Annotated in this window: 19 protein-coding genes; 8 read left to right on the forward strand and 11 right to left on the reverse strand. The window is 71.3% G+C overall.

The genetic code is table 11. The features are described from left to right. Positions 1-13: 13 nt before the first annotated feature. The 9 genes from E1298_RS51105 to E1298_RS04745 form a co-directional block, all read right to left on the reverse strand. A complete protein-coding gene (locus E1298_RS51105) occupies positions 14-2,989 on the reverse strand; it encodes a helix-turn-helix transcriptional regulator (RefSeq protein ID WP_131889511.1) in 2,976 nt (991 codons plus the stop codon). Between the two features lie 57 nt (positions 2,990-3,046). Beyond that, a complete protein-coding gene (locus tag E1298_RS04705; protein WP_131889512.1) occupies positions 3,047-4,081 on the reverse strand; it encodes a CaiB/BaiF CoA transferase family protein in 1,035 nt (344 codons plus the stop codon). A 69-nt stretch (positions 4,082-4,150) separates the two neighbouring features. Then, positions 4,151-4,369 (reverse strand): hypothetical protein, encoded by a 219-nt coding sequence (locus tag E1298_RS04710; RefSeq protein ID WP_131889513.1) that lies wholly within the window; start codon positions 4,367-4,369, stop codon positions 4,151-4,153. A gap of 253 nt (positions 4,370-4,622) precedes the next feature. Continuing rightward, entirely contained in the window at positions 4,623-4,826 is a 204-nt protein-coding gene (locus E1298_RS04715) for a BldC family transcriptional regulator (RefSeq protein ID WP_131889561.1), read from the reverse strand. Between the two features lie 8 nt (positions 4,827-4,834). Next, entirely contained in the window at positions 4,835-5,311 is a 477-nt protein-coding gene (locus tag E1298_RS04720) for an ATP-binding protein (RefSeq protein WP_131889514.1), read from the reverse strand. 361 nt (positions 5,312-5,672) lie between these two features. Beyond that, entirely contained in the window at positions 5,673-6,842 is a 1,170-nt protein-coding gene (locus E1298_RS04725; protein WP_131889515.1) for a helix-turn-helix domain-containing protein, read from the reverse strand. A 577-nt stretch (positions 6,843-7,419) separates the two neighbouring features. Continuing rightward, the gene (locus E1298_RS04735) at positions 7,420-7,935 is read right to left on the reverse strand and encodes a hypothetical protein (protein ID WP_131889516.1); all 516 of its coding nucleotides are present in this window, start codon (positions 7,933-7,935) and stop codon (positions 7,420-7,422) included. Positions 7,936-8,398: 463 nt separating this feature from the next. Beyond that, positions 8,399-9,322, reverse strand: a complete 924-nt coding sequence (locus E1298_RS04740; RefSeq protein ID WP_131889517.1) for an RNA polymerase sigma-70 factor — start codon at positions 9,320-9,322, stop codon at positions 8,399-8,401. A gap of 23 nt (positions 9,323-9,345) precedes the next feature. Continuing rightward, entirely contained in the window at positions 9,346-10,101 is a 756-nt protein-coding gene (locus E1298_RS04745; RefSeq protein ID WP_131889518.1) for an SDR family oxidoreductase, read from the reverse strand. 253 nt (positions 10,102-10,354) lie between these two features. Here E1298_RS04745 and E1298_RS04750 point away from each other — a divergent pair, with 253 nt between their 5' ends. From E1298_RS04750 to E1298_RS04790, 8 genes are all read left to right on the forward strand, one after another. Continuing rightward, complete coding sequence (locus tag E1298_RS04750) at positions 10,355-10,864, forward strand: SigE family RNA polymerase sigma factor (RefSeq protein WP_131889519.1); 510 nt, start codon at positions 10,355-10,357, stop codon at positions 10,862-10,864. After that, positions 10,861-11,913, forward strand: coding sequence for a hypothetical protein (locus E1298_RS04755; protein ID WP_131889520.1), 1,053 nt, complete (start codon positions 10,861-10,863; stop codon positions 11,911-11,913). The genes E1298_RS04750 and E1298_RS04755 overlap by 4 nt, the downstream gene beginning before the upstream one ends. A gap of 30 nt (positions 11,914-11,943) precedes the next feature. Then, positions 11,944-12,885 (forward strand): deoxyribose-phosphate aldolase, encoded by a 942-nt coding sequence (deoC, locus tag E1298_RS04760; RefSeq protein WP_131889521.1) that lies wholly within the window; start codon positions 11,944-11,946, stop codon positions 12,883-12,885. A gap of 2 nt (positions 12,886-12,887) precedes the next feature. After that, a complete protein-coding gene (locus E1298_RS04765; protein WP_131889522.1) occupies positions 12,888-14,318 on the forward strand; it encodes an aldehyde dehydrogenase family protein in 1,431 nt (476 codons plus the stop codon). Continuing rightward, on the forward strand, positions 14,311-15,177 hold the full coding sequence (locus E1298_RS04770) for an aldehyde dehydrogenase family protein (RefSeq protein ID WP_131889523.1): 867 nt from the start codon (positions 14,311-14,313) through the stop codon (positions 15,175-15,177). Before E1298_RS04765 ends, E1298_RS04770 begins: the two co-directional genes overlap by 8 nt. Before the next feature lie 492 nt (positions 15,178-15,669). Next, positions 15,670-16,419, forward strand: a complete 750-nt coding sequence (locus tag E1298_RS04780; protein ID WP_165975300.1) for a hypothetical protein — start codon at positions 15,670-15,672, stop codon at positions 16,417-16,419. Between the two features lie 81 nt (positions 16,420-16,500). After that, positions 16,501-16,746 carry a DUF2630 family protein gene (locus E1298_RS04785; RefSeq protein ID WP_131889525.1) on the forward strand — a complete coding sequence of 82 codons (246 nt, stop codon included), beginning with the start codon at positions 16,501-16,503 and terminating at the stop codon, positions 16,744-16,746. Beyond that, complete coding sequence (locus E1298_RS04790) at positions 16,743-17,747, forward strand: LLM class flavin-dependent oxidoreductase (protein ID WP_207944436.1); 1,005 nt, start codon at positions 16,743-16,745, stop codon at positions 17,745-17,747. The genes E1298_RS04785 and E1298_RS04790 overlap by 4 nt, the downstream gene beginning before the upstream one ends. Before the next feature lie 105 nt (positions 17,748-17,852). Here E1298_RS04790 and E1298_RS04795 read toward each other — a convergent pair whose 3' ends face one another. Beyond that, positions 17,853-18,728, reverse strand: coding sequence for an ABC transporter ATP-binding protein (locus E1298_RS04795; protein WP_165975301.1), 876 nt, complete (start codon positions 18,726-18,728; stop codon positions 17,853-17,855). Between the two features lie 33 nt (positions 18,729-18,761). Beyond that, complete coding sequence (gene argS / locus E1298_RS04800) at positions 18,762-20,507, reverse strand: arginine--tRNA ligase (RefSeq protein WP_131889527.1); 1,746 nt, start codon at positions 20,505-20,507, stop codon at positions 18,762-18,764. Positions 20,508-20,556: the final 49 nt, after the last annotated feature.

Raw genomic sequence — 20,556 nt, forward strand, 5'->3', positions numbered from 1 at the left:
CCCGCGGGGCGGGTCAGTTGCGGGCCTCGGCCTCGCGGCGCGAGGTGGCGAACAGGGCCAGCCGGTGCGCGGTGGCGGCGGCCTCGCCGCGGCTGGTGACCTCCAGCTTGCCCAGGATGTTGGAGACGTGGACGCTGGCCGTCTTGGCGGAGATGAACAGGGTCTCGGCGATGTCGCGGTTGCTGCGGCCCTCCGCCACCAGGCGCAGCACCTCGTACTCGCGCGGCGTCAGGCCGAGCGGCGCGGCGGTCTCGGCGCCGCCCCGGCGCGGGGCGCGGGTGCGGCGCAGCAGGTCGTCGACGCACGCGGCGAGCGGCGCGGCGCCCAGGTCCTGGGCGATCTCGGACGCGGCGCCCAGCCGCTCGGCCGCCCCCTCGTGGTCGCCGCCGGCGAGGGCGGCCTCGGCGGCGCGGGCCAGGGCCTCGGCGCGGTTGAACGGGTTGCCGAGCGTGTGCCACGTGTCGGCGGCCGCGTCCCACGCCGGCTGGTCGAGGACGCCGCGGGCGCGGTCGGCCTCGGCGTTGAACATGAGCCGGTAGGCGGCCTGGAGGGGACCGGCCACCTGGAGCCGGGCGGCCCGTCCCACGATGTGCTCCAGCGCCGCCGACGCCTCGGAGGACGCGGTGGCCGGCGTCGCGGCGCCCAGCTCGGCGCAGGCCGTCGCGCCGATGACGAGCACCGGCCACGCGTAGCGGGCATCGTCGGGCAGGCCCGACTTGTCGATCACCTCGCGCACCGCGTCGAGCGCGTCGGCGGGACGTCCCTCGGCGAGCGCGAACCGGGCCTCCAGCCGCAGCGTGGCGAAGTAGTCCTGGGTCTTGAGCCACTTCATCTTGAGGGTCATGACCTCGCGCGCCGCGGCGAGCCGCTCCCGGGCGGTGGGCAGGTCGCCGCGCGCCAGCGCCACCTCGCCGGACAGGACGAGCAGCGACGTGCGGATCGTGATGGCGGGGTCCTGGTCCATGGCCTGCTTCAGGACGGCGACGGCCTCGTCCCAGCGGCCGAGCGACACCAGCGGCTCGGCCTGGTTGATGCACAGGAAGCTGCCCTGGGTGCGGGTGACGCCGAGCTCGCGCGCCTTCTCGGTGCCGCGCCGCGCGACGGCGGCCGCCTCCTCGTGCCGCCCGGCGCCCTCCAGGTAGTGCGACTTGACCACCGCGTAGCGGAGCCTGACCCGCTGGTCGCCGCTGCGCAGGACGGCCGCCTCGACGTCGGCGAGCGGCGCGGCCGGGGAGGCGTAGGCGGCGGCGTGGGAGTCGTAGTCGATGTCGGCGCAGAACAGCGTCATGAGCGCGTCGGCCTCGGTGACCGGGTCGGCCAGCTCGCGGGCGATGGCCAGCGACTCGCTCGCCGCCGCGCGGGCCTCGTCGATGTCGGTGGTGAGGCGCACGTACGTGGCGAGCGTGGTCAGCACCCGGGCGCGCAACGCGGTGGGCGGATCGCCGCGCAGGGCCTTCTCCGCGGCGCGCAGATCCTCGACGAAACCGGGCCGCGCCACCTGGTAGTACATGCGGGCGCGCAGCTCCAGCAGTGCCGCCGAGCGGGCCCTGACCTCCGCCGGGCCCCGGACGCCGGACGCACCGGCCGCCTCGATGTCGCGCAGCGCGGCGGAGGCGAGCTTGATGCCGCGGTCGTACTCGCCGGCCTGGTCGGCGGCGAAGGCGGCGTCCTCCAGGACCTTGACGTGGTCGGCGCCGATGCGCTCCGCCGCGTCCGGGACCCGCTCCCACAGCTCCAGGACGCGCGACAGCATCGTCAGGCATTCGGCGTAGGCGAGGGCCTTGCGGGCGTCGGCGGCGGCGCGCCAGGACGCGACCAGCGCCCAGGTCGTGTCGTGGGCCGCGAGCCAGTGGTGGCTCAGCTCCACCCACAGCCGACCGGACGGGACGAGCCCGGGATCGTTCTCCAGTGCCTGCGCGTAGCGGGTGTGGAGGCGCGTGTACTCGCCGGGCAGGAGGTCGTCGTGGACGGCCTCGCGGATCAGGGCGTGCCGGAACGCATAGCCGTCGCCGTCCACGACCAGCACGTTGGCCGCGACGGCCGGGCGCAGCACGCGGGTCAGCGCCGCGTCGTCGAGCCCGGACACGGCGGCCAGCAGCGCGTGCTCGATGCGGGTGCCGCCGCCGCTGGCGTCGCGGAGCACGTCCTGGGTCTCCTCGGGGAGCCGCTGGACGCCGGCGAGCAGCAGGTCGCGCAGGGACTCGGGCAGCTCGCATGCGAGCGTGCCGTCGTCATCGAGGAGGGCCTCCACGAACAGCGGGTTGCCCTCGCTGCGGGCGGCGATCCGGTCGATCAGGCCGGGCGGCGGCGCCTGGCCGAGGATCTCGGTGACGAGCGCGTCGACGTCGGCGCGCTCCAGCCGGGCGAGCTCCAGCCGCCGGACGCGCTCGACGCGCTCCAGCCCGGCCAGCAGGGGCCGCAGCGGATGGGTGCGGTGCAGCTCGTCGACCCGGTAGGTCATGACGATCAGCAGCGGCACGGCGGTGACGTTGCGCATCAGGAAGGACAGCAGGTCGCGGGTGGAGCGGTCGGCCCAGTGCGCGTCCTCGATCACCAGCACGACCGGGCCGCGCTCGGCCAGCCGCTCCAGCAGGGTCAGCACCACCTCGAACAGGCGGGCGCGCTCCTCGCCGGACGCGGCGTCGGACTCCGGCTCCCCGAACTCCGGCAGCAGCCGGGCGAGGCAGCCGGTGTCGCCCCGGGGCACGAGTCCGGCGACGCCGTCGATGCCGATGTCGCGGACGAGCCCGCGCAGCACGGTGGTGAACGGGGCGAACGGCAGGCCGTCCGAGCCGAGCTCCAGGCAGCCGCCGAGGAGCAGCCGGGCGCGCGGGCCGTCGGGGCGGGTCAGGACGGCGGCGAACTCGCGGATCAGGCGCGTCTTGCCGAGGCCCGCCTCGCCCCCGACCAGCACGGCCCCGGGGGCGGCGGCGAGGGCCTGCCGTAGCTGCCCCAGCTCGGCGGATCTGCCGACCAGGGGAGGGGACATCCCGCGCGAGTTCACCCCATCAGCATGCCAAACGGATTCGAGTGTTCGGTACCAGTATCACTCTGTGAGACGCCGCCAGGTCTGGCCGCGGTGTTCGTCCAGCTCCGCGACCTCCCCCCGCGGCAGCGGCGGGTGCGCGACCGTGCGGACGGGACCGCCCTCCCAGACCCCGCGCGCCCGGAAATGATCGAGCTCCAGCATCTCCGCGCGGGTCAGGATCGGCGCGACCGGCGCCCCGGCCGCGCCCAGCCGCCCGACCGCCTCGTCCCGGGTGAGCCGCGCGACGGCCGCCGCGACCGCCGCGTCCAGCTCCGCGACCCGGCCGAGCCGCTCGGCGAACGGGACGCCCGCGAGCCCGTCGAGATCGAGGGCGCGGCAGGTGGCGGCCCAGAGCCGCTCCTCCGAGACGACCCCCAGCGTGATCTTCTGCCCGTCCTTCGTCCGGTACACGCCGTAGCCGGGCACCGGCCCCGACGCCGAGCGCGCGGCCGCCCGGGGGACGGTGCCGACCCAGTGCGCCAGGACGTCCGCCATCCCGAGGTCGATGCGGTCGCCGCCCCCGCCCGCGCGGGCCTTGAGGCACGCGGCGGTGATCGCGAAGGCGGCCATCGTGGCGGCCGCCATGTCGGCCAGGGGAAGCTCGTCGGCGGCGGGGGAGACGGCGTCGTCCGGCAGGGCGGCGGCGTAGGCGCGGTAGTTGACGTCGTGCCCGGGGACGTCCGACAGCGGCCCCTCGGCCCCGTACCCGGAGATCGAGCAGTACACGAGCCCCGGATTGGCCTCGCGCAGCGCCTCGTACCCGACCCCGAGCCGCTCGGCCACCCCGGGGCGGAACCCTTCGACGAACACCTCGGCCCCGGCCGCCAGCTCCCGGCACCGCGCCCGCCCGTCCGCCGACTTCAGATCGAGCGCCAGGCTCCGCTTGTGCCGGTTGAGCAGGTCGAAGTGGCCGCGGAACATCCGCATCGGCTCCCCGCCCGGCGGCTCCACCTTGATCACGTCGGCGCCGAGCTGGGCGAGCAGCTGCGTGGTGTACGGGCCGGGCCGCCACATCGTCAGGTCCAGCACCCGCAGTCCGTCCAGCGGCGCCATCGCTCACCTCCGTCTGGCAACGGTGCCGTGCCGGACCCCGGACGTCAAGCGAGCGCTTGGTTGTGCTGATCAGACCACCGACCCGGTCAGGGGATTGTGCTCCTTTCCGGTGTTCCCGCACATCCGGCACGGCTCCCTCACCCGCTCCCAGGTGATGACCCCGGACGCGTCGCGGTACGGCCGTTCCGGTTCCCACCAGGCCGAACCGAGGCAGATCCGGCACGTCCAATCGTCGCGATCACACCACTCGCACGGCACGTTCCCGCAGCGCTCGCGCTTGCCGTTCATCGGCACTTCCCTGTTCCGCCGCACACGTGGCAGCTCTCGGTGACCTTCCGCCAGGTGACCGAGCCGTCGTTCTCCATGTGCGGTCGTTCGTAGACAGCCTTGCCCGACCCCCCGCAGTGCCCGCAGTCCGGAGGCTGGTCTTGCTTGCCCACCGCTCAGCCTCCACGACACCGCCGGGGGTTCAGCATTGCCCACCGGCCTCACCGCCGTCCAACACCCCACGCCGAACCTGGAGGGGGCAGACGCTTGCGGGCTACACCACTCGCGGCTGCGCGCCTTCTTTGAGCAGTTCCAAAATCGCAGCCCTGGGATAGCGACGGTGACCTCCGAGTGTCCACGTATATGGAAGCCACCCCTCAAGCGCCCAACGCGAGACGGTCTTAGGATCCACGCGGAACATCATCGCCACTTCACCCGGGGTCAACAGGGGCTCGTAGTCCGGCATTTGCTGGGACATGTCGATAGTCACCCTCCTCCTGCGGCGGTCATCCGCAAGACCGCCCAGACAGTTTTGCCATCGTGTTCCGTCTTCACCCCGTGCCGCTTGGAGAGGTGCTCCACGATGCCCATGCCCCAGCCGTGAGGATCCGGCGCATCGTCGGAGACCGGTTGCGAGGGCATCGTCAGGTCCGGCTCGCTCCGCTTGGGCCTCTTCTTGGATCGGTCGTGGACTTCGATCCTGAGCCCGTCCCTGGCAATGAACATGCGCAAGGTGATGGGCTGGTCTCCATTGGTATGCCGGACGGCATTGGCGACCAGTTCATCAGCCACCAGCACCGCAGCCTCGACCGTCGTAGCCCCCACGCCCCACTTGATCGCAGTGGCCTTAACGATGCACCGGACGTCGGCCAGGACGCTCGGTGTGTTAGCCACACTGTGGCGCACCGCCATAGGGCCAGCGCCCTGCTGCGCGGCCTTCGCCCCGTCCAGGATCGCGGTCATAGTTCACTGCTCCCCGTCCGGACCTGGGCGGCCAGCTCGTCTTGTTTCGCCATGAGTTCGGTCAGTATGGCTTTAGTCCTGGCGGTAAGCGTGTCCACTAAACGATCGTCGAGACTGGCGCCCTCAGGGCGGCGGAGATGAACGATCCACAGCTCGGTAGTGGGGGATTGGTAGGGCTCCGCCCAACGGCTGGTCGGTATCTCGTAGCCCGGCAACGGGTCCGTGTGATCGATGCGGGGAACTCCTCCCCGACGTCCGTCGAAGCTCATAGCAAAGGACGTTAAGACGAGTCCGGAGACGTGTCATGTGTACTTTCGCCGTGACAGATGGCGAAGTACCCCGAGGTGTAACCGTACCTAGATCAAAACTCCAGGCGAAGGAAGTCGGCCATCTCTCGCATCTCAGGAGTAAGGGTGCGCCGCTTCGCAACGATATTACCCATGATGTCCCTAGCCATTCGCTGGTTCACGATCCACTGGGGACTAGCGTTCCGGATCTCTTGCAAGATCTCGAAAGCCTCGGAACGCCTCCTCAATTTGACGTTCGCCTTCGCTACGTCCAGGCGGTGGCGGTTCCTGTTGTTGGAGGTGGGCAGCAGCCCTTCGGAGGGGATCTGCTCGGAGAGGGAGAGGACCACGTCGGGGTGGTCCTCGATCATGGCGTTCTCAGCCCTCTTCATGGCCACGGTCACCGGACCGAAGGTCCGGAGGAAGTCTGCCGGCGGAGCGAACTCGCGGCCCATGCGGGTGGCAGCAGCTCCCGCGAGGCTCAAGGCGTCGTCAGCCTCTCCCGGCTCGGAGTTCCGTACAGAAGCGGTCGAGTGACGGAGCAGCAGCCATCCCCAGGCCGACAGCTCCGCAAGCGTTGCCCTCGACATGCGCGGCTCGGTCTCGTCAGCCCACTGGGCAGAGAGATTTAGAGTCTTCTCCAGCTTCCCCTGTCGGATCAGCAGCCAGCACCAGGTGTTCACGGTGGCAGCAGTGTCCAGACGGTCTGCGGAATCATCCAGAGCCCTCTGGAGGGCCATCTCAGCCGCGTCGAACTGCCGGGTCTGTGTCAGTAGCCAACCCGTCAGATGGAGTACCCGAGACCTGATCTGACGTCCCTGCTTGCCGAGGGCGTCCGCGTCTCGGATCAGTGCAGGGAGTAGCAGTCCAAGCTCGGTGAAGGCGTCCTGAGCGAACAGCGGCATAGCGTTCTGCGCAGCGAGGGCAACCCCGGACGCGGTTGGGGCCTCCTCCGGTTCGGGGCCAGCCTTCCCTACAAGGGCGGCCCGGACCGGTGCCCACTGATCGAGCGTCTCTTGAGGAGCATCGTCCGCATCAGGGCGGACGACCAGCTCTGTTGTGGGGACTCTCAGGGCGGTGGCCAGCTTTCGGAGCGTCTCCAGGCGAGTGTCTTCACGCTCACCCTGCTCAAGCTTCCTCACCAGGCCCAAGGACACCCCGGACAGGGTGGCAAGGTCCCGCTGGGTGAGTCCGCGGCGCTTCCTGACGGCTTGAATGCGCTCTCCGAGGCTCGCAACGCTCATACGGCCATGCTAGGTAGACGAAACCTGTTTGGTAAGGCATCAGGGCGCGCTACAGCTTCAGGTAGTCAGCCGGTCTACTCGCGTATCAGCTAGTGCGGTGGCCACCAACGTTCACCGGGTTGGAACATGCCGGGCCGGGTCCGGGATGGGCGGGTTGATCGGCCTCACCCCCGATAGCGGCAGGTTGTCGTCGAGGGGTGAGGAGCGCTGGTGCCTGAGCCCGTCAGGGCACGGCGGTTGACCGAGGACGAAGGGCGCAGGCTGCAGCAGATCGTGCGGCGGGGTAAGCACGACTCGCTCCGGGTCCGCCGGGCGATGATCATCATGGTGTCCGCGTCCGGGACGTCGACCCTGGCGAGCGCGCGCCTGGTCCAGCCAAGCTCGGGTGCCCGTTCACCCGCTGGAGCCTGCGCAAACCCGCCGACCACCTCGCCACCCACAGCCACCGGAGGGTGCAGATCGGGCGAGAGCGGCTGCGGGGGTTCCTGCACAAACACGGGATCACTTTCAGCGCACCCACACCCGGAAGTCGTCAAACGACCCCGACTGGTCACAGATGGCGTTGCCGCAATCGGTGTTATCTACTTTTCGTCACAGGTAGCTCTCCAACATCCAGATCTTCTTGGGTGAACCCGTATACTGGGCCGCCCTCGTCGCCGTAGTACTCAATGGAGTCGCACGCCATCAACAGATCACGGCCGAACTCTGCGTATGTATCGGGTGTCAGCCGATCTTGATAGGCGGTGAGCACCGAAAGAACGTTCACAAGCTTCTGATCATCGTCATTCGGCTGTGACGGGTTGTGGTGACTGGCATGTCGGCCGCAGGCGTGAATCAGCAGCTCGTGGTTCTCCCACTCGCCAAGCCCTTCGATGCCGACCGATACGCCCATGGCTACATACTCCACATCGAGCTCGCAGGCCGGCGTCTTGTACCGAGCACCCGCTCCGGGCTCCATGACCATTGGCTCATCGGTGCGGGTAGTCACGTGGTAAACCTGCCAACCCGCAGTGCTCAACCTATCGAGAATCAAGACGATGTCGGCACGCTCATCGTCATTGAGTTGGATGCGTGCAAGCTCACCGGTTGGCATGCACACTCCCTTCCATGCGTTGCTGTGGCTCGCCCGCAGTGAGTCGATACTGGCAGATGCACGACAGTCACGGGGCCCTGGCCTACACGCGATGGCGCAACGCCAACGCCCACCACTCCGACGTGCTGGCCGCCCAACGCCGCGAACGCGTCCGCAGCCGCAGCGAACGCCAGGAACACCGGGGTCGCCGGCACCCCCCATTACCGCTGGATCAGACCCGGTGAACGTTCGTGGCCACCGCACTAGCCGTCCGAAGGGGCTGCCACCCCCGAGAGCCTCCACAGGCTTCTGGGCTATACCACTTGGCTGCGTGTGAGCTAGGGCGCTTCTTATGGATCTGCGTTCCGTTGCGTCGCTGCGTCAGGCAATCGGCTCCGAACCGTGGAACCGATCGGGGGCTGGTGACGGACGGTGGTGGTTCGGTTCAGCTCCGCGCTGGCCCTGGAGCGCGGTCGGCTTGGGGTCATTCTGGGGGGTGGCGGGGTTGGGTTGCCTTGTGGAGGGTGGCCCAGGCGTTCGCTACGGGGCCGAGGTGTTCGAGTTTGTCGGGGTTGTTCACCGTGTGAATCGCCTGGATGTGGCCGTCGAGTACGTCGAGCGCCCAGATGCTGAGGACGTGGCCGTCCCGGTCGCGGAAGATGGCCCCCGGCTGGCCGTTCACCTGCTGCGACTCCACGGTGCCGCCGCCTCTGGCGACCAGCGGGACGAACGTTGCGAGCACCTCGGCCACGTTCTCGGCACCATGGACGAGCGGCTGCCATCGCGGAGCCTTGCCGCCGCTGTCGCCGATCATGTGAACGTCGGCGGCCAGCAGGTCGGCGAGCCCGTCGACGTCACCTTCCCGGAAGGCTCCGAAGAATCGTTCGGCGAGTTCCTCACGGTCCTTGCGGTCGGCCTCGAACCGGGCCCGGCCCGCGCCCATGTGACGTCGCGCCCGCACCGCGAGCTGGTGGCATGCCGCCTCCGAGCGCCCCACGGCCGAGGCGATCTCCGGGAAGCCGAAGGCGAACACCTCCCGCAGCACGAAGACCGCGCGTTCGAGCGGGGTGAGCCGTTCCAGCAGGAGCAGGGCCGCCATCGACAACGAGTCGGCCAGTTCCGCGGACCGAGCCGGGTCCTGGTAGGGGTCGGTCAGCAGCGGTTCGGGGAGCCACGGCCCGGCGTACTCCTCCCGTTGGACGCGGGCCGAACGCAGCACGTCGATCGAGATCCGGGTGACCACCGTGGACAGGAACGCCTTGGCTGACGCGGGCTGGCCTGGGGACGCCTGGTAGCGCAACCATGTCTCCTGGACCGCGTCCTCGGCCTCGGTGACACTGCCCAGGATTCGATAGGCGATCGAGAACAGCAGAGGCCGCAGCTCCTGGAACTCCTCGGTTTTGGTCAAGCCGGCTCCTCGTTGATTCGCCGTCACCAGGGCAGCGGACCGTCCTCGCTGAAGAATCCACCGGTCGGCCCGTCCGCGCCGAGTGTCGCCAGGCGCACCACGACGGCGGCGGCCTGCGCTGGGGTCAGGTGCCCGGTGTGGTTGTTGCTGTCGGTGTCGACATAGCCGGGGGCGACGGCGTTGACGAGGATGCCGTCCTTGCGCAGCTCATTGGCGTACTGCACGGTCAGCGCACTCAGCGCGGACTTGGAGGGGGTGTAGGCGGCCGACGGCAGCAGACTCGCGAAGGGCCCGTCCGGGTCGCTGGTGAGGGTCAGCGACGCGGCGTGGCTGCTGACGTTGACGATGCGCGGTGCCGGTGACCGCCGAAGCAGCGGCAGCATGGCGTTGGTCACCGCGATCACACCGAAGACGTTGGTCTCGAAAACCCTCCGGACCATGTCCAGGTCGACGGAGCTGGGGATCTGATCGTAGGCGTCCTGGGGCGAGACCTGACCGGAGCCGGTGATGCCGGCGTTGTTGATCAAAACGTCGAGGTGGCCGAAGCGCTCCTCGACCTGCCTCGCGGCCGCCCGGGCGGTGGACCGGTCGGTGACGTCCAGGGTGACCGCGTGCACGTCCCCACCTGCCGCGCGCAGCGCCGCAGCGGCCTCCTCGCCGCGCCGCGGGTCCCTGGCTCCGATCAGGACCGTCGTGCCCGGCTCGGCGAGTTGCCCGGCGACCGCACGGCCGATCCCCTTGTTCGCCCCGGTGACCAGCGCGACCTTCTGCTCGCTCATGTCCGACTCCTCCAGGTGGTGTGTTCTTCTCAGAACCTGCCTTCAAACCCTGAGACGAGACAGCGCGGCCGTTCCTGACATGCGGATAGGAAATCGAGGGGGAACGTTGGCGGCGGCTGGGCGGGGTCGGGCTTTTCCGTGCCGTGTCCTCGGTCTGTGACGGTGGCTGAGATCCGTCGGATGGGGCGGGCAACCCTTTGGGGGCCCGGGCGCATCAACGGGGTGTGGAACAGCCGAAGAGGGGGCGCCGCCCATGGTGAGGACGGGCCGTGACGAGGAGTTCACCGCGTACGTGACGGCGCGCACACCCTGGTTGCGGCGCGTCGCGTACCTGCTGTGCCAGGACTGGCATCGGGCGGACGACCTCGTCCAGACCGCCATCACGCGCCTGTACGTGAACTGGCGGCGCGCGTCGGCGGCGGACAACCTCGACGGGTATGCCCGGACGGTCTTGGTCAGGGTGTTCTTAGCCGAGCAGCGCGGCGGCTGGTGGCTGCGCGTCCGCGTCGGCCGGCGCATGCCGGACCAGGCCGTGGAGGCCGCCGACCACGCGGACGTTCTGGATCTGCGCGCGGCATTAGCCGGCCTGGCGCCCCGGCAGCGCGCCGCCGTGGTGCTGCGCTTCTACTGCGACCTGTCGGTGGAGCAGACGTCCGAGGTCCTCAACTGCTCCACGGGGACCGTCAAGAGCCAGACCGCACGCGGTCTGGAGGCGCTGCGGCGGACGCTGCGGCCGGTGGCGAACGAGGAGACGCGGGCATGAACGACCTCAAGGACGGGCTGGAGCGGATCGCCGCCACGACCGGCCCGGATCCCGTGGTGGACGTCGTGGCGGCGGTCGTCCGGGGGCGGCGGATCCGGCGGGCGCGGAGGGCCGCGGCCACCGCGGTCGTCGCCGCCGGGATCGCCGTAGTGGTGAGCGTGGCGGCACTTCACGGCGGGGAACGCGAGACGAACGTCGCGGGCGCCGCCGCCTACCCCAACCCGCTGTACGAGCTGGCCGCCTTCGGCTGGCTGCCGGAGGGCTACAAGCAGGCACGTGCGGGCCGGGACAACCAGGGACGGGCCGCGTACTCGCTGGCCGCGGGCCGTGCCGGTGAGGACGGGAACGAGGGCCTCGTCCTCACCGTGTACGGGCCCGGTCCGGAGCCGGGCGTCGCGCGCCTGCCGGGCGGCGGGGAGGGGCGGCGGACGCCGGCCCCTCCGGTCAACGGCCGTCCCGCGTACTGGACGATCAAGCCGAGTGGCGCGGGGTCCGGCCAAGTGGCGGCGGAGTTCCGGTGGGAGTACCGGCCGCGGAGCTGGGCGCTGCTGTCGATCACCGACCCCGCCGTCGCGGACGTCGCCACGGTCCAGCGCATCGCCACCGCGACGCGGTTCGGCGGCGGACGGCCCACGGCCTTCCCGATGCGCGTCACCGGCGTTCCCGGCGGATTCAAGATCATGAAGTCCGCGCTGGGACGGGGTCCGGAGGCGCGCTTCGTCCTCAGCGCGACCGGCTCCACGGACGGCTCGGACGACCTGAGCATCGAGCTCACACCCTCCGGGGGACCCGGCGGGGCCGCCTCCAACACGACCATTGACGGCCACCGCGCCTACAGCGACCTCTCCGTCACCATCACCGACAAAGGCGAAGGCCCGGCCACGGAAACACTCCGGATCTTCGATCTGGGGGGCTTCGACCTCACCCTCAGCGCATCGGGGGAGCCGCTGCGGCGCCTCCGGCCCAGCGGCGGGCTGGTCGGCCTCTACCGCCGGACGGCCGTTCTCGGGTCCGACCCGTCGCGCTGGACGGTCACCCCGCTCTCCTGACCCGTTTTGTGCCGGTGACGGACTTCGGCGATGCTGGGGGGCGTGTCAACGGAGACTCTCATCAGCGCCGCCGAGCTGCGCGCGTTCCTGCACGGACTCCCGGGCGTCGACCAGGTGGGCGCCGAGGAGCGCGCCGCCCGGCTGGCGACCCGTTCGATCAAGACGTCGGCGAAGGCCGAGGCGATCGACCTGGCGATCTCCATGGTGGACCTCACCACGCTGGAGGGGGCGGACACGCCCGGGAAGGTGCGGGCGCTGTGCGCCAAGGCCGCCCACCCCGACCCCTCGGATCCGTCGGTCCCGCGGGTCGCCGCCGTCTGCGTCTATCCCGACCGGGTGGACGTCGCCGTCCGGGCGCTGGAGGGCACGGGCATCGGGGTCGCGAGCGTGGCGACGGCGTTCCCGTCCGGCCGGGCGCCGCTGGAGGCCAAGCTGGCCGACACGCGCGCGGCGGTGGAGGCCGGGGCGAGCGAGATCGACATGGTGATCGACCGGGGGGCGTTCCTGTCCGGCGACTACCTGAAGGTGTTCCAGGAGATCGTGGCGGTCAAGGACGCCTGCGGCGAGGCCCATCTGAAGGTCATCCTGGAGACCGGCGAGCTGGACACCTATGACAACGTGCGGCGGGCGTCGTGGCTGGCGATGCGGGCGGGCGCCGACTTCATCAAGACCTCGACCGGCAAGATCTCTCCGGCCGCGACGCCGCCGGTCACGCTGGTCATGCTGGAGGCCGTCCGCGACTACCGCGCCGCGACCGGACGCCAGGTGGGGGTCAAGCCGGCGGGCGGGATCCGCACCACCAAGGACGCGATCCGGAACCTGGTGCTGGTGAACGAGACCGCCGGCCCCGACTGGCTGACCCCGCGGTGGTTCCGCCTCGGCGCGTCCAGCGTGCTGAACGACCTGCTGATGCAGCGCCGCAAGCTCACCACCGGGGTGTATTCCGGTCCCGACTACTTCAGCATGGACTGATCATGGTTTTCGAGTACGCGCCCGCGCCCGAGTCGGCGGCGATCGCCGACATCCGCGCCTCGTACGGGCTGTTCGTCGACGGCCGGTTCGTCGACGGTCACGGCGAGCCGTTCAAGTCCATCAACCCGGCCGACGAGAGCATCCTCGCCGAGATCGCGTCCGCGGACGCCGCCGACGTGGACCGCGCCGTCGCCGCCGCCCGCGCCGCCTACGACACGGTGTGGGGGCCGATGCCCGGCCGCGAGCGGGCCAAGTACCTGTACCGGATCGCCAGGATCGTCCAGGAGCGGTCGCGGGAGCTGGCGGTGCTGGAGTCGATCGACAACGGCAAGCCGATCCGCGAGTCCCGGGACGTGGACGTGCCGCTCGTCGCGGCTCACTTCTTCTACTACGCCGGGTGGGCCGACAAGCTCGCCCACGCCGGGTTCGGGCCCGATCCGCGGCCCGTGGGCGTCGCGGGGCAGGTGATCCCGTGGAACTTCCCGCTGCTGATGCTGGCCTGGAAGATCGCCCCCGCGCTCGCGTGCGGGAACACCGTGGTCCTGAAGCCCGCCGAGACGACGCCGCTGACCGCGCTCGCGTTCGCCGACATCTGCCGCCAGGCCGACCTGCCCGCCGGGGTCGTCAACATCATCACCGGCGCGGGCGACACCGGGCGCGCCCTGGTCGAGCACGGCGGGATCGACAAGGTGGCCTTCACCGGCTCCACCGATGTCGGACGCCAGATCGCCCGCTCCGCCGCCGGGACGGGCAAGAAGCTCACCCTGGAGCTGGGCGGCAAGGCCGCGAACATCGTGTTCGAGGACGCGCCGCTGGACCAGGCGGTCGAGGGCATCGTCAACGGGATCTTCTTCAACCAGGGCCACGTGTGCTGCGCCGGCTCGCGCCTGCTCGTCCAGGAGTCGGTCGCGGACGAGCTGCTCGACCGGCTCAAGGCCCGCATGGCGACGCTGCGGGTCGGCGACCCGCTGGACAAGAACACCGACGTCGGCGCCATCAACTCGGCGGCCCAGCTGGAGAAGATCCGCGAGCTGGCCTCCGCCGGTGAGCGGGAGGGCGCCGAGCGCTGGTCGGCGCCGTGCGAGCTGCCGGGCCAGGGGTTCTGGTTCGCCCCCACCCTCTTCACGGGCGTGGCGCAGTCGCACCGGATCGCACAGGAAGAGATCTTCGGGCCGGTGCTGTCGGTCCTGACGTTCCGCACCCCGGACGAGGCCGTCACCAAGGCCAACAACACCCCGTACGGGCTGTCGGCCGGGATCTGGACCGACAAGGGCTCCCGCATCCTGTGGATGGCGCAGCGGCTGCGCGCCGGGGTCGTGTGGGCCAACACCTTCAACAAGTTCGACCCGGCCTCCCCGTTCGGCGGCTACAAGGAATCGGGGTTCGGCCGCGAGGGCGGACGCCACGGACTGGAGGGCTACCTCGATGCCTGAGCAGCGGCGCTTGGAGGTCCGCAAGACCTACAAGCTGTTCATCAACGGCGCCTTCCCCCGCTCGGAGTCTGGCAGGACGTACGTGGTCACCGACGCCAAGGGCCAGTTCACGGCCAACGCCGCCAAGGCGTCCCGCAAGGACGCCCGCGACGCGGTGGCCGCCGCGCGCAAGGCGTTCGGCGGCTGGTCGGGCCGCACCGCCTACAACCGCGGGCAGATCCTCTACCGCGTCGCCGAGATGCTGGAGGGGCGCCGCGCCCAGTTCGTCGACGAGCTCCGCGCCGTCGGAGGCAGCAAGGTTCAGGCCGCCGCCGAGGTGGACGCGGCGATCGACCGGTGGGTCTGGTACGCCGGATGGGCCGACAAGCTCGCCTCGGTCCTCGGCTCCGCCAACGCCGTCGCCGGGCCGTTCTTCAACTTCTCCACGCCCGAGCCCACCGGTGTCGTGGCCGCCGTCGCGCCCGACTCGCCGCTGCTCGGCCTGGTGTCGGTCGTCGCCCCCGCGATCGTGTCCGGCAACACCTGCGTCGTGGTCGCCTCCGAGCCCGCGCCGCTGCCCGCCATCACCCTCGCCGAGGTGCTCGCCACCAGCGACCTGCCCGCGGGCGTCATCAACATCCTCACGGGCGCGCGCGCAGAGCTGGCCCCCTGGCTCGCGTCCCACATGGACGTCAACGCCATCGATCTCACCGGGGCGGGAGGCGACGCGAGCCTGGTCCAGAGCCTCGAAGAGGCGGCGGCCGAGAACCTCAAGCGCGTCCTGCGCCCCGGGAACGACGACTGGACGGCCGAACCCGGAACCGCCCGGATGACGGCGTTCCTGGAGACCAAGACGGTGTGGCATCCGGTGGGCGTCTGAACGATGAAATGACAGAATGTGTGTAGAGCATCACCAGGCGTGGAATAGATCTCCCCGTAACTGATCGTCACTGGGGGGAGATCAGTGCCTACCAAGACCGCATCGCGTACGGCGTCGAGCCGAGGTACGGCTAGTCGTACGAAGAGCGCATCAGCGAACAAGTCCACGGCCGCCAAGAAGCCGGCCACCAAGCGCACGTCGGCCGCGCGATCCTCGACGTCGAGGACGACCACCGCGCGGACCTCGACGTCCAGAGCGACGGGAAGCCGGGCTGCGGGAAGCCGGGCGACGGGCCGGTCGACGGGCAGCCGCTCGTCAACGGGCCGGTCGACCACGGGCCGGTCGACCACGGGCAGGAGCACCGCGGCGAAGAAGCCCGCGAGCGGCTCCACGTCCCGGTCGAGCGCCTCGTCCGCCCGGTCCACGACGGCGGCGACGCGGGTCACCAAGGCCGCGAGCCAGGCCAAGGCCGCCGCGACGCAGATGAAGTCGGTGGCGACCAAGGCGTCCTCGTCGGCCAAGGCCATGACGGCCATGACCAAGGCGATGACGACCGCGACGAAGGCGATGACGGACGCCGCCAAGGCGATGGACGCGGCGGCGAAGGTCATCACCACCACCGCCAAGTCGACGACGCGGGCGAAGTCCACGAGCGCCAGGAGCACGGGCACCCGTTCCGGGGGCACCGCCAAGAGCTCGACGGCGAAGAAGAGCACGGGGAGCAGGTCCGGGACGACCCGCAAGGCGTCCACCTCGTCCGCGAGCCGTTCGAGGTCCACGACCTCGGCGCGGGTGGGCTCGCCCAGGTCGTCCACGGCGCGCAGGTCCACGTCCAGCACGTCCAGGACGAGGCCGTCAACGACGGCGCGGAAGACGGGCACGGCCGCCAAGCCGCGCACGTCCGCCGCCCGCAAGCCGGCGGCGTCCCGGACGAGCGCGAGCACCAGGGCGGGGGCGTCGCGGTCCTCGTCCGCCGGTTCGGGGGCGTCCCGCACGTCCACCGCGTCCGCGCGGGCGGGCGGGGCCAAGACGAAGGCCGCCTCGGCCCGTCCGCGGAGCACCAAGTCCACGACGTCGGCCCGCAAGGCGCCGGCCCGCCGGACCGCGGCGGCCGCCGCGAGCACGCCGCCTCCGGGGCCCATCGTGGAACCGAAGACCAACGGGGGCTCGCTCCAGCACTCGACGAGCTCGGACGGCGGGTTCCTGACCGGCCTGACGAGCGCCGCCGAGCGGGGCCGCTGACCCGCCGGTGCCCGGCGCCGAGCCCCCACCCGTCCGCGGGCGGGGCTCTGCCGGAGTCCCGGCACGGACCAAAGGGAGCCGATGGACGAGAAGGAGATCCTGCGACGCATCGACGAGTACGTCAGCGAGGAGCAGCGGCTGCGCGAGCGCTACCAGCGCGACGAGCTCGGCCGTGAGGAGGAGCACCGGCGGCTGGAGCGGCTGGAGGTGGCGCTGGACCAGTGCTGGGACCTGCTGCGCCGCCGCCGGGCCCGGCTGGAGGCCGGCGAGGACCCCGGCGGCACCGAGGTCCGCCCGCCGGACGAGGTCGAAGGCTACCTGCAGTGACGGCGGCCGCGCACCGACGGCCGCTGCGCTTCGGCCTGTCCCTCGCGCCGGACACCGCCGCCCCGCTGCTCCGGATCGCCCAGGACGCGGACCGGTTCGGGCTCGACTACCTGGGCGTCCGCGACCAGCCGTACCGGCGGGGCACCGCGGACGCGCCGACGCTGATGGCGACCGTCCTGGCCGCCACCTCGCGGATCCGGGTGCTGCCCGCAGTAGCGTGCCTGCCGCTCCGGCCGCCCGCCGTGCTGGCCAAGGCCATCGCCACGATGGATCGTTCCAGCGGCGGCCGCGTCGTGCTCGGCCTCGGCGCGGGCACATGCTGGGACGGCGTGGAGGACTACGGCGGGTCGCGGCTCGGCGCGGCCGCCGCCCGGCGGGCCCTGGAGGAGGCGGTCCAGGTCATCCGGCTGCACTGGAGCGACCAGCACGGGCTGCGCTTCCAGGGCGAGCACTACCGGCTCGCCGCGTCGCAGGCCGGCCCGGCGCCCGAGGCCCAGATCGCCCTCTGGCTCGGCGTCACCGGCCCGCGGAGCCTCGGCCTCGCCGGCCGCGTCGCCGACGGGTGGATCGCCCCGTCGTCCCTCGTCCCGCCGAAACGGCTCGCGGACGGGCAGCGGCTCCTCGACGACGCCGCGCTCCGGGCCGGGCGCTCTCCGGGCGACATCCGGCGCGTCTACGTCCTGGAGGGCTCCCTGGACGGGCGCGGCTCCCGGGGCTTCCTGCACGGCCCGCCGCGCCAGTGGGTCTACGAGCTGACCGAGCTGGCCGTCGGCCACGGGGTCGACTCGTTCCTGTTCGGGGGAGACCCCGAGCAGCTGCCCGCCTTCGCGCTGGAGGTCGTCCCGGCGGTCCGCGAGCAGGTCGCCCGCGAACGCGCCGCGACGACCCGCGCGAACCGCGCCCTGAACGGCACCCGCGACACCCCGCACAACGGCCCGGCGAACGGTTTCCAGAACCGCTCCCCGCACCACACACTCAACACCCGCACCACTCAGGGCTAGAGCGTCCTGATAGATCTACGTCCTGTTGCGGAACGCCCAGGCACGCGGCTTGCGATGCACGCACCTGGGCGCCGCTTACGACGAACACGACCCATAAGGAGCGTCCTAGACGGCCTGGGTGGCGAGCAGGCGGCGGTAGCCGGTGTTCCGTGACAGCAGCTCGTCGTGGGTGCCCGAGTCGGCGACCATGCCCTCGTCCAGGAAGACGACCCGGTCGGCGGCGCGGATCGTGGAGAGCCGGTGCGCGATGGTGATCATGGTGTGCCGGGCGCGGACCGCGGCCACGGCGCGCTGGACGGCGCGCTCGTTCTCGGCGTCGAGGCTGGAGACGGCCTCGTCCATCACGATGATCGGGGCGTCGTTGATCAGCGCGCAGGCGATGGCGACGCGCTGGCGCTGGCCTCCGGAGAGCTGCGCCCCGCGTTCGCCGCACACCGTGTCGTAGCCCTGGGGGAGCGCGGTGATGAAGTCGTGCGCGACGGCCTGGCGGGCCGCCGCCTCCACCTCCTCGTCGGTCGCCTCCGGGCGGACGAGCCGGATGTTGTCCCGGATCGTGGTGTTGAAGAGGTAGACGTCCTGCGGCACCAGGGTCACGGTGCTGCGCGGCGTGGCCAGGGGGAGGTCGCGCAGGTCGTGGCCGCCGACGCGCACCCGGCCCGAGGCGGGGTCCCAGAACCGCAGCAGCAGGTTGGCGCAGGTCGTCTTGCCCGCGCCCGAGCTGTTGATGATCGTCAGGACGCGGGTGGCGGCGGCCCGGACGTCGCCGAGCGCGCGGGCGGTGGCCGACACGGTGGCGATGGGCCCGAGGGAGGCCACGCCGAGCACGATCAGCGCGGGCAGCCACACGGGGTCCAGCGCGCCCGAGGCCACCTGCCGGGAGGCCACCAGCGGCACGAGCACGACCCCGAGCGAGAGCAGCAGGTCGGTCGCGGTCTGCTCCAGCCCGGAGCGGCGCGCGTACGCGGCGCCGTGGCGGTGCACCGCGCGGGTGCGCCGCGTCAGCCGGGACGGGTACTACATGCGCTCCGGCGTGGGGACGCCGAGCAGGTCGAGGCCCGTGACCAGCGTGCGCAGCGTCGCCGCGCACAGCGCCAGCCGGGACGCCCTCGTCTCCGCGTCCGGTGCGTTCAGCACATGGCAGTTCTCGTAGAAGGTCGTGAAGGCGTCCGCCACCCCGTACACGTAGGTGGCGAGCTTGTGCGGCTCGGCGGTCTCCCCGGCCTGCTCCAGGACGCCTCCGAAGCCGAGCAACTGGAGGGCCAGGGCACGCTCGGCGGGATGGGTGAGGACGATCGGGCCCGTCGCGTCCTCCGGCGCCAGCCCGCCCTTGCGGAAGACCGACCGGATCCGCGCCGCCGCGTACTGCAGGTACGGGCCGGTCTTGCCCTGGAACTTGATCATCCGGTCGAAGTCGAAGATGTACTCGCTGTCGAGCGCCACCGACAGGTCGGCGTACTTCACCGCGCCGACGCCGACGGCCTCGACGATCGCGGCGCGCGTCGCGTCGTCGAACGGCTCGACGTGGTCGATCTTGTCGAACTCGGCGCCGGCCCGCTCGACGGCCTCGTCGACCAGCTCAACGAGCTTGACGGTGCCGCCGGCCCGGGTGCGCAGGATCTTGCCGTCGGTGCCGAGCACGTTGCCGATCTGGGCGTGCTCGGCCCTGACCTCGTCGCCGAGCCAGCCCGCCATCCGGGCGACGGCGAACACCATCTGGAAGTGCAGGGCCTGCGGCGCGCCGACCACGTAGACCATGCGGTCGACGTGCTCGGTGTCCACCCGGTAGCGGATGGTCGCGAGGTCGGTGGTGGAGTAGTTGTAGCCGCCGTCCCGCTTGCGGATGATCACGGGCAGCGGCTCGCCCTCGCGGCCGGTGAACCCGGGCGGGAACGCGCACAGCGCCCCGTCGCTGATCACCGCGATCCCCTTGTCCTCCAGCTCCTGGACGGTCGGGGCGAGCAGGTCGTCGTAGAAGCTCTCGCCCTTGATGTCGTCGTCGGTGAGGCTGACGCGGAGCCGCCGGTACACGGTGTTGAAGTACCGCTTGGAGATCTCCACGAGGATCCGCCACAGCCGCAGCGTCTCGGGGTCGCCCGCCTGGAGCGCGACGACTCGGGCCCGCGACCGGTCGGCGAACCCGGGGTCGCCGTCGAACTTCTGCCGCGCGGCCTGGTAGAACGCCGTCAGGTCGTGGACGGAGGAGTCGTCGCGGGCGGCGGCGTCCTCGCCGAGGTCGAGCAGGTGCTCGATCAGCATGCCGAACGGGGTGCCCCAGTCGCCGACGTGGTTGTCGCGGATCACGTCGTGGCCGAGGAACGCCAGGATCCGGGCGATCGCGTCGCCCACGATCGTGGAGCGCAGGTGCCCGACGTGCATCTCCTTCGCCACGTTGACCGAGGAGTACTCCACGACGACCCGCTGCGGCCTGCCGGTGACGGGCACGCCGAGCCGCTCGTCCGCCAGTGCCCGCTCCACCTCGGCGGTGATCCAAGCGTCGCTCAGCGTGAGGTTGACGAACCCGGGCCCGCTGACCTGGACGTCCGACACCACGCCCGCGACGTCGAGGTGCGCCACGATCTCGTCGGCGACGTCTCGCGGCTTTCGGCCCAGCTTCTTGGCCAGCGGCAGCGCCACGTTGGCCTGAAGGTCGGCGAACTGCGACGGCCGGATGACCGGGTCGGCGTCCGCGTACGACGGTCCGAAGGCGGCGCTGAGGGCGGCCTGGACCCGGGTGGCGAGTACGAGTTGCGGATCGGGCATGACCCAAGGTTATCGGCGCGCGGATGCGGGCCGATAACGCATTTGCCGT

This window comes from Actinomadura rubrisoli (genome assembly GCF_004349215.1).
GTDB lineage: Bacteria > Actinomycetota > Actinomycetes > Streptosporangiales > Streptosporangiaceae > Spirillospora > Spirillospora rubrisoli.

Bases quoted from the DNA above. Each gene is read 5' to 3' on its own strand.
- E1298_RS51105 (WP_131889511.1), bottom strand. From the start codon at position 2,989: ATGTCCCCTCCCCTGGTCGGCAGATCCGCCGAGCTGGGGCAGCTACGG.
- E1298_RS04705 (WP_131889512.1), bottom strand. From the start codon at position 4,081: ATGGCGCCGCTGGACGGACTGCGGGTGCTGGACCTGACGATGTGGCGG.
- E1298_RS04710 (WP_131889513.1), bottom strand. From the start codon at position 4,369: ATGAACGGCAAGCGCGAGCGCTGCGGGAACGTGCCGTGCGAGTGGTGT.
- E1298_RS04715 (WP_131889561.1), bottom strand. From the start codon at position 4,826: ATGTCCCAGCAAATGCCGGACTACGAGCCCCTGTTGACCCCGGGTGAA.
- E1298_RS04720 (WP_131889514.1), bottom strand. From the start codon at position 5,311: ATGACCGCGATCCTGGACGGGGCGAAGGCCGCGCAGCAGGGCGCTGGC.
- E1298_RS04725 (WP_131889515.1), bottom strand. From the start codon at position 6,842: ATGAGCGTTGCGAGCCTCGGAGAGCGCATTCAAGCCGTCAGGAAGCGC.
- E1298_RS04735 (WP_131889516.1), bottom strand. From the start codon at position 7,935: ATGCCAACCGGTGAGCTTGCACGCATCCAACTCAATGACGATGAGCGT.
- E1298_RS04745 (WP_131889518.1), bottom strand. From the start codon at position 10,101: ATGAGCGAGCAGAAGGTCGCGCTGGTCACCGGGGCGAACAAGGGGATC.
- E1298_RS04750 (WP_131889519.1), top strand. From the start codon at position 10,355: ATGGTGAGGACGGGCCGTGACGAGGAGTTCACCGCGTACGTGACGGCG.
- E1298_RS04755 (WP_131889520.1), top strand. From the start codon at position 10,861: ATGAACGACCTCAAGGACGGGCTGGAGCGGATCGCCGCCACGACCGGC.
- deoC (WP_131889521.1), top strand. From the start codon at position 11,944: ATGCTGGGGGGCGTGTCAACGGAGACTCTCATCAGCGCCGCCGAGCTG.
- E1298_RS04765 (WP_131889522.1), top strand. From the start codon at position 12,888: ATGGTTTTCGAGTACGCGCCCGCGCCCGAGTCGGCGGCGATCGCCGAC.
- E1298_RS04770 (WP_131889523.1), top strand. From the start codon at position 14,311: ATGCCTGAGCAGCGGCGCTTGGAGGTCCGCAAGACCTACAAGCTGTTC.
- E1298_RS04785 (WP_131889525.1), top strand. From the start codon at position 16,501: ATGGACGAGAAGGAGATCCTGCGACGCATCGACGAGTACGTCAGCGAG.
- argS (WP_131889527.1), bottom strand. From the start codon at position 20,507: ATGCCCGATCCGCAACTCGTACTCGCCACCCGGGTCCAGGCCGCCCTC.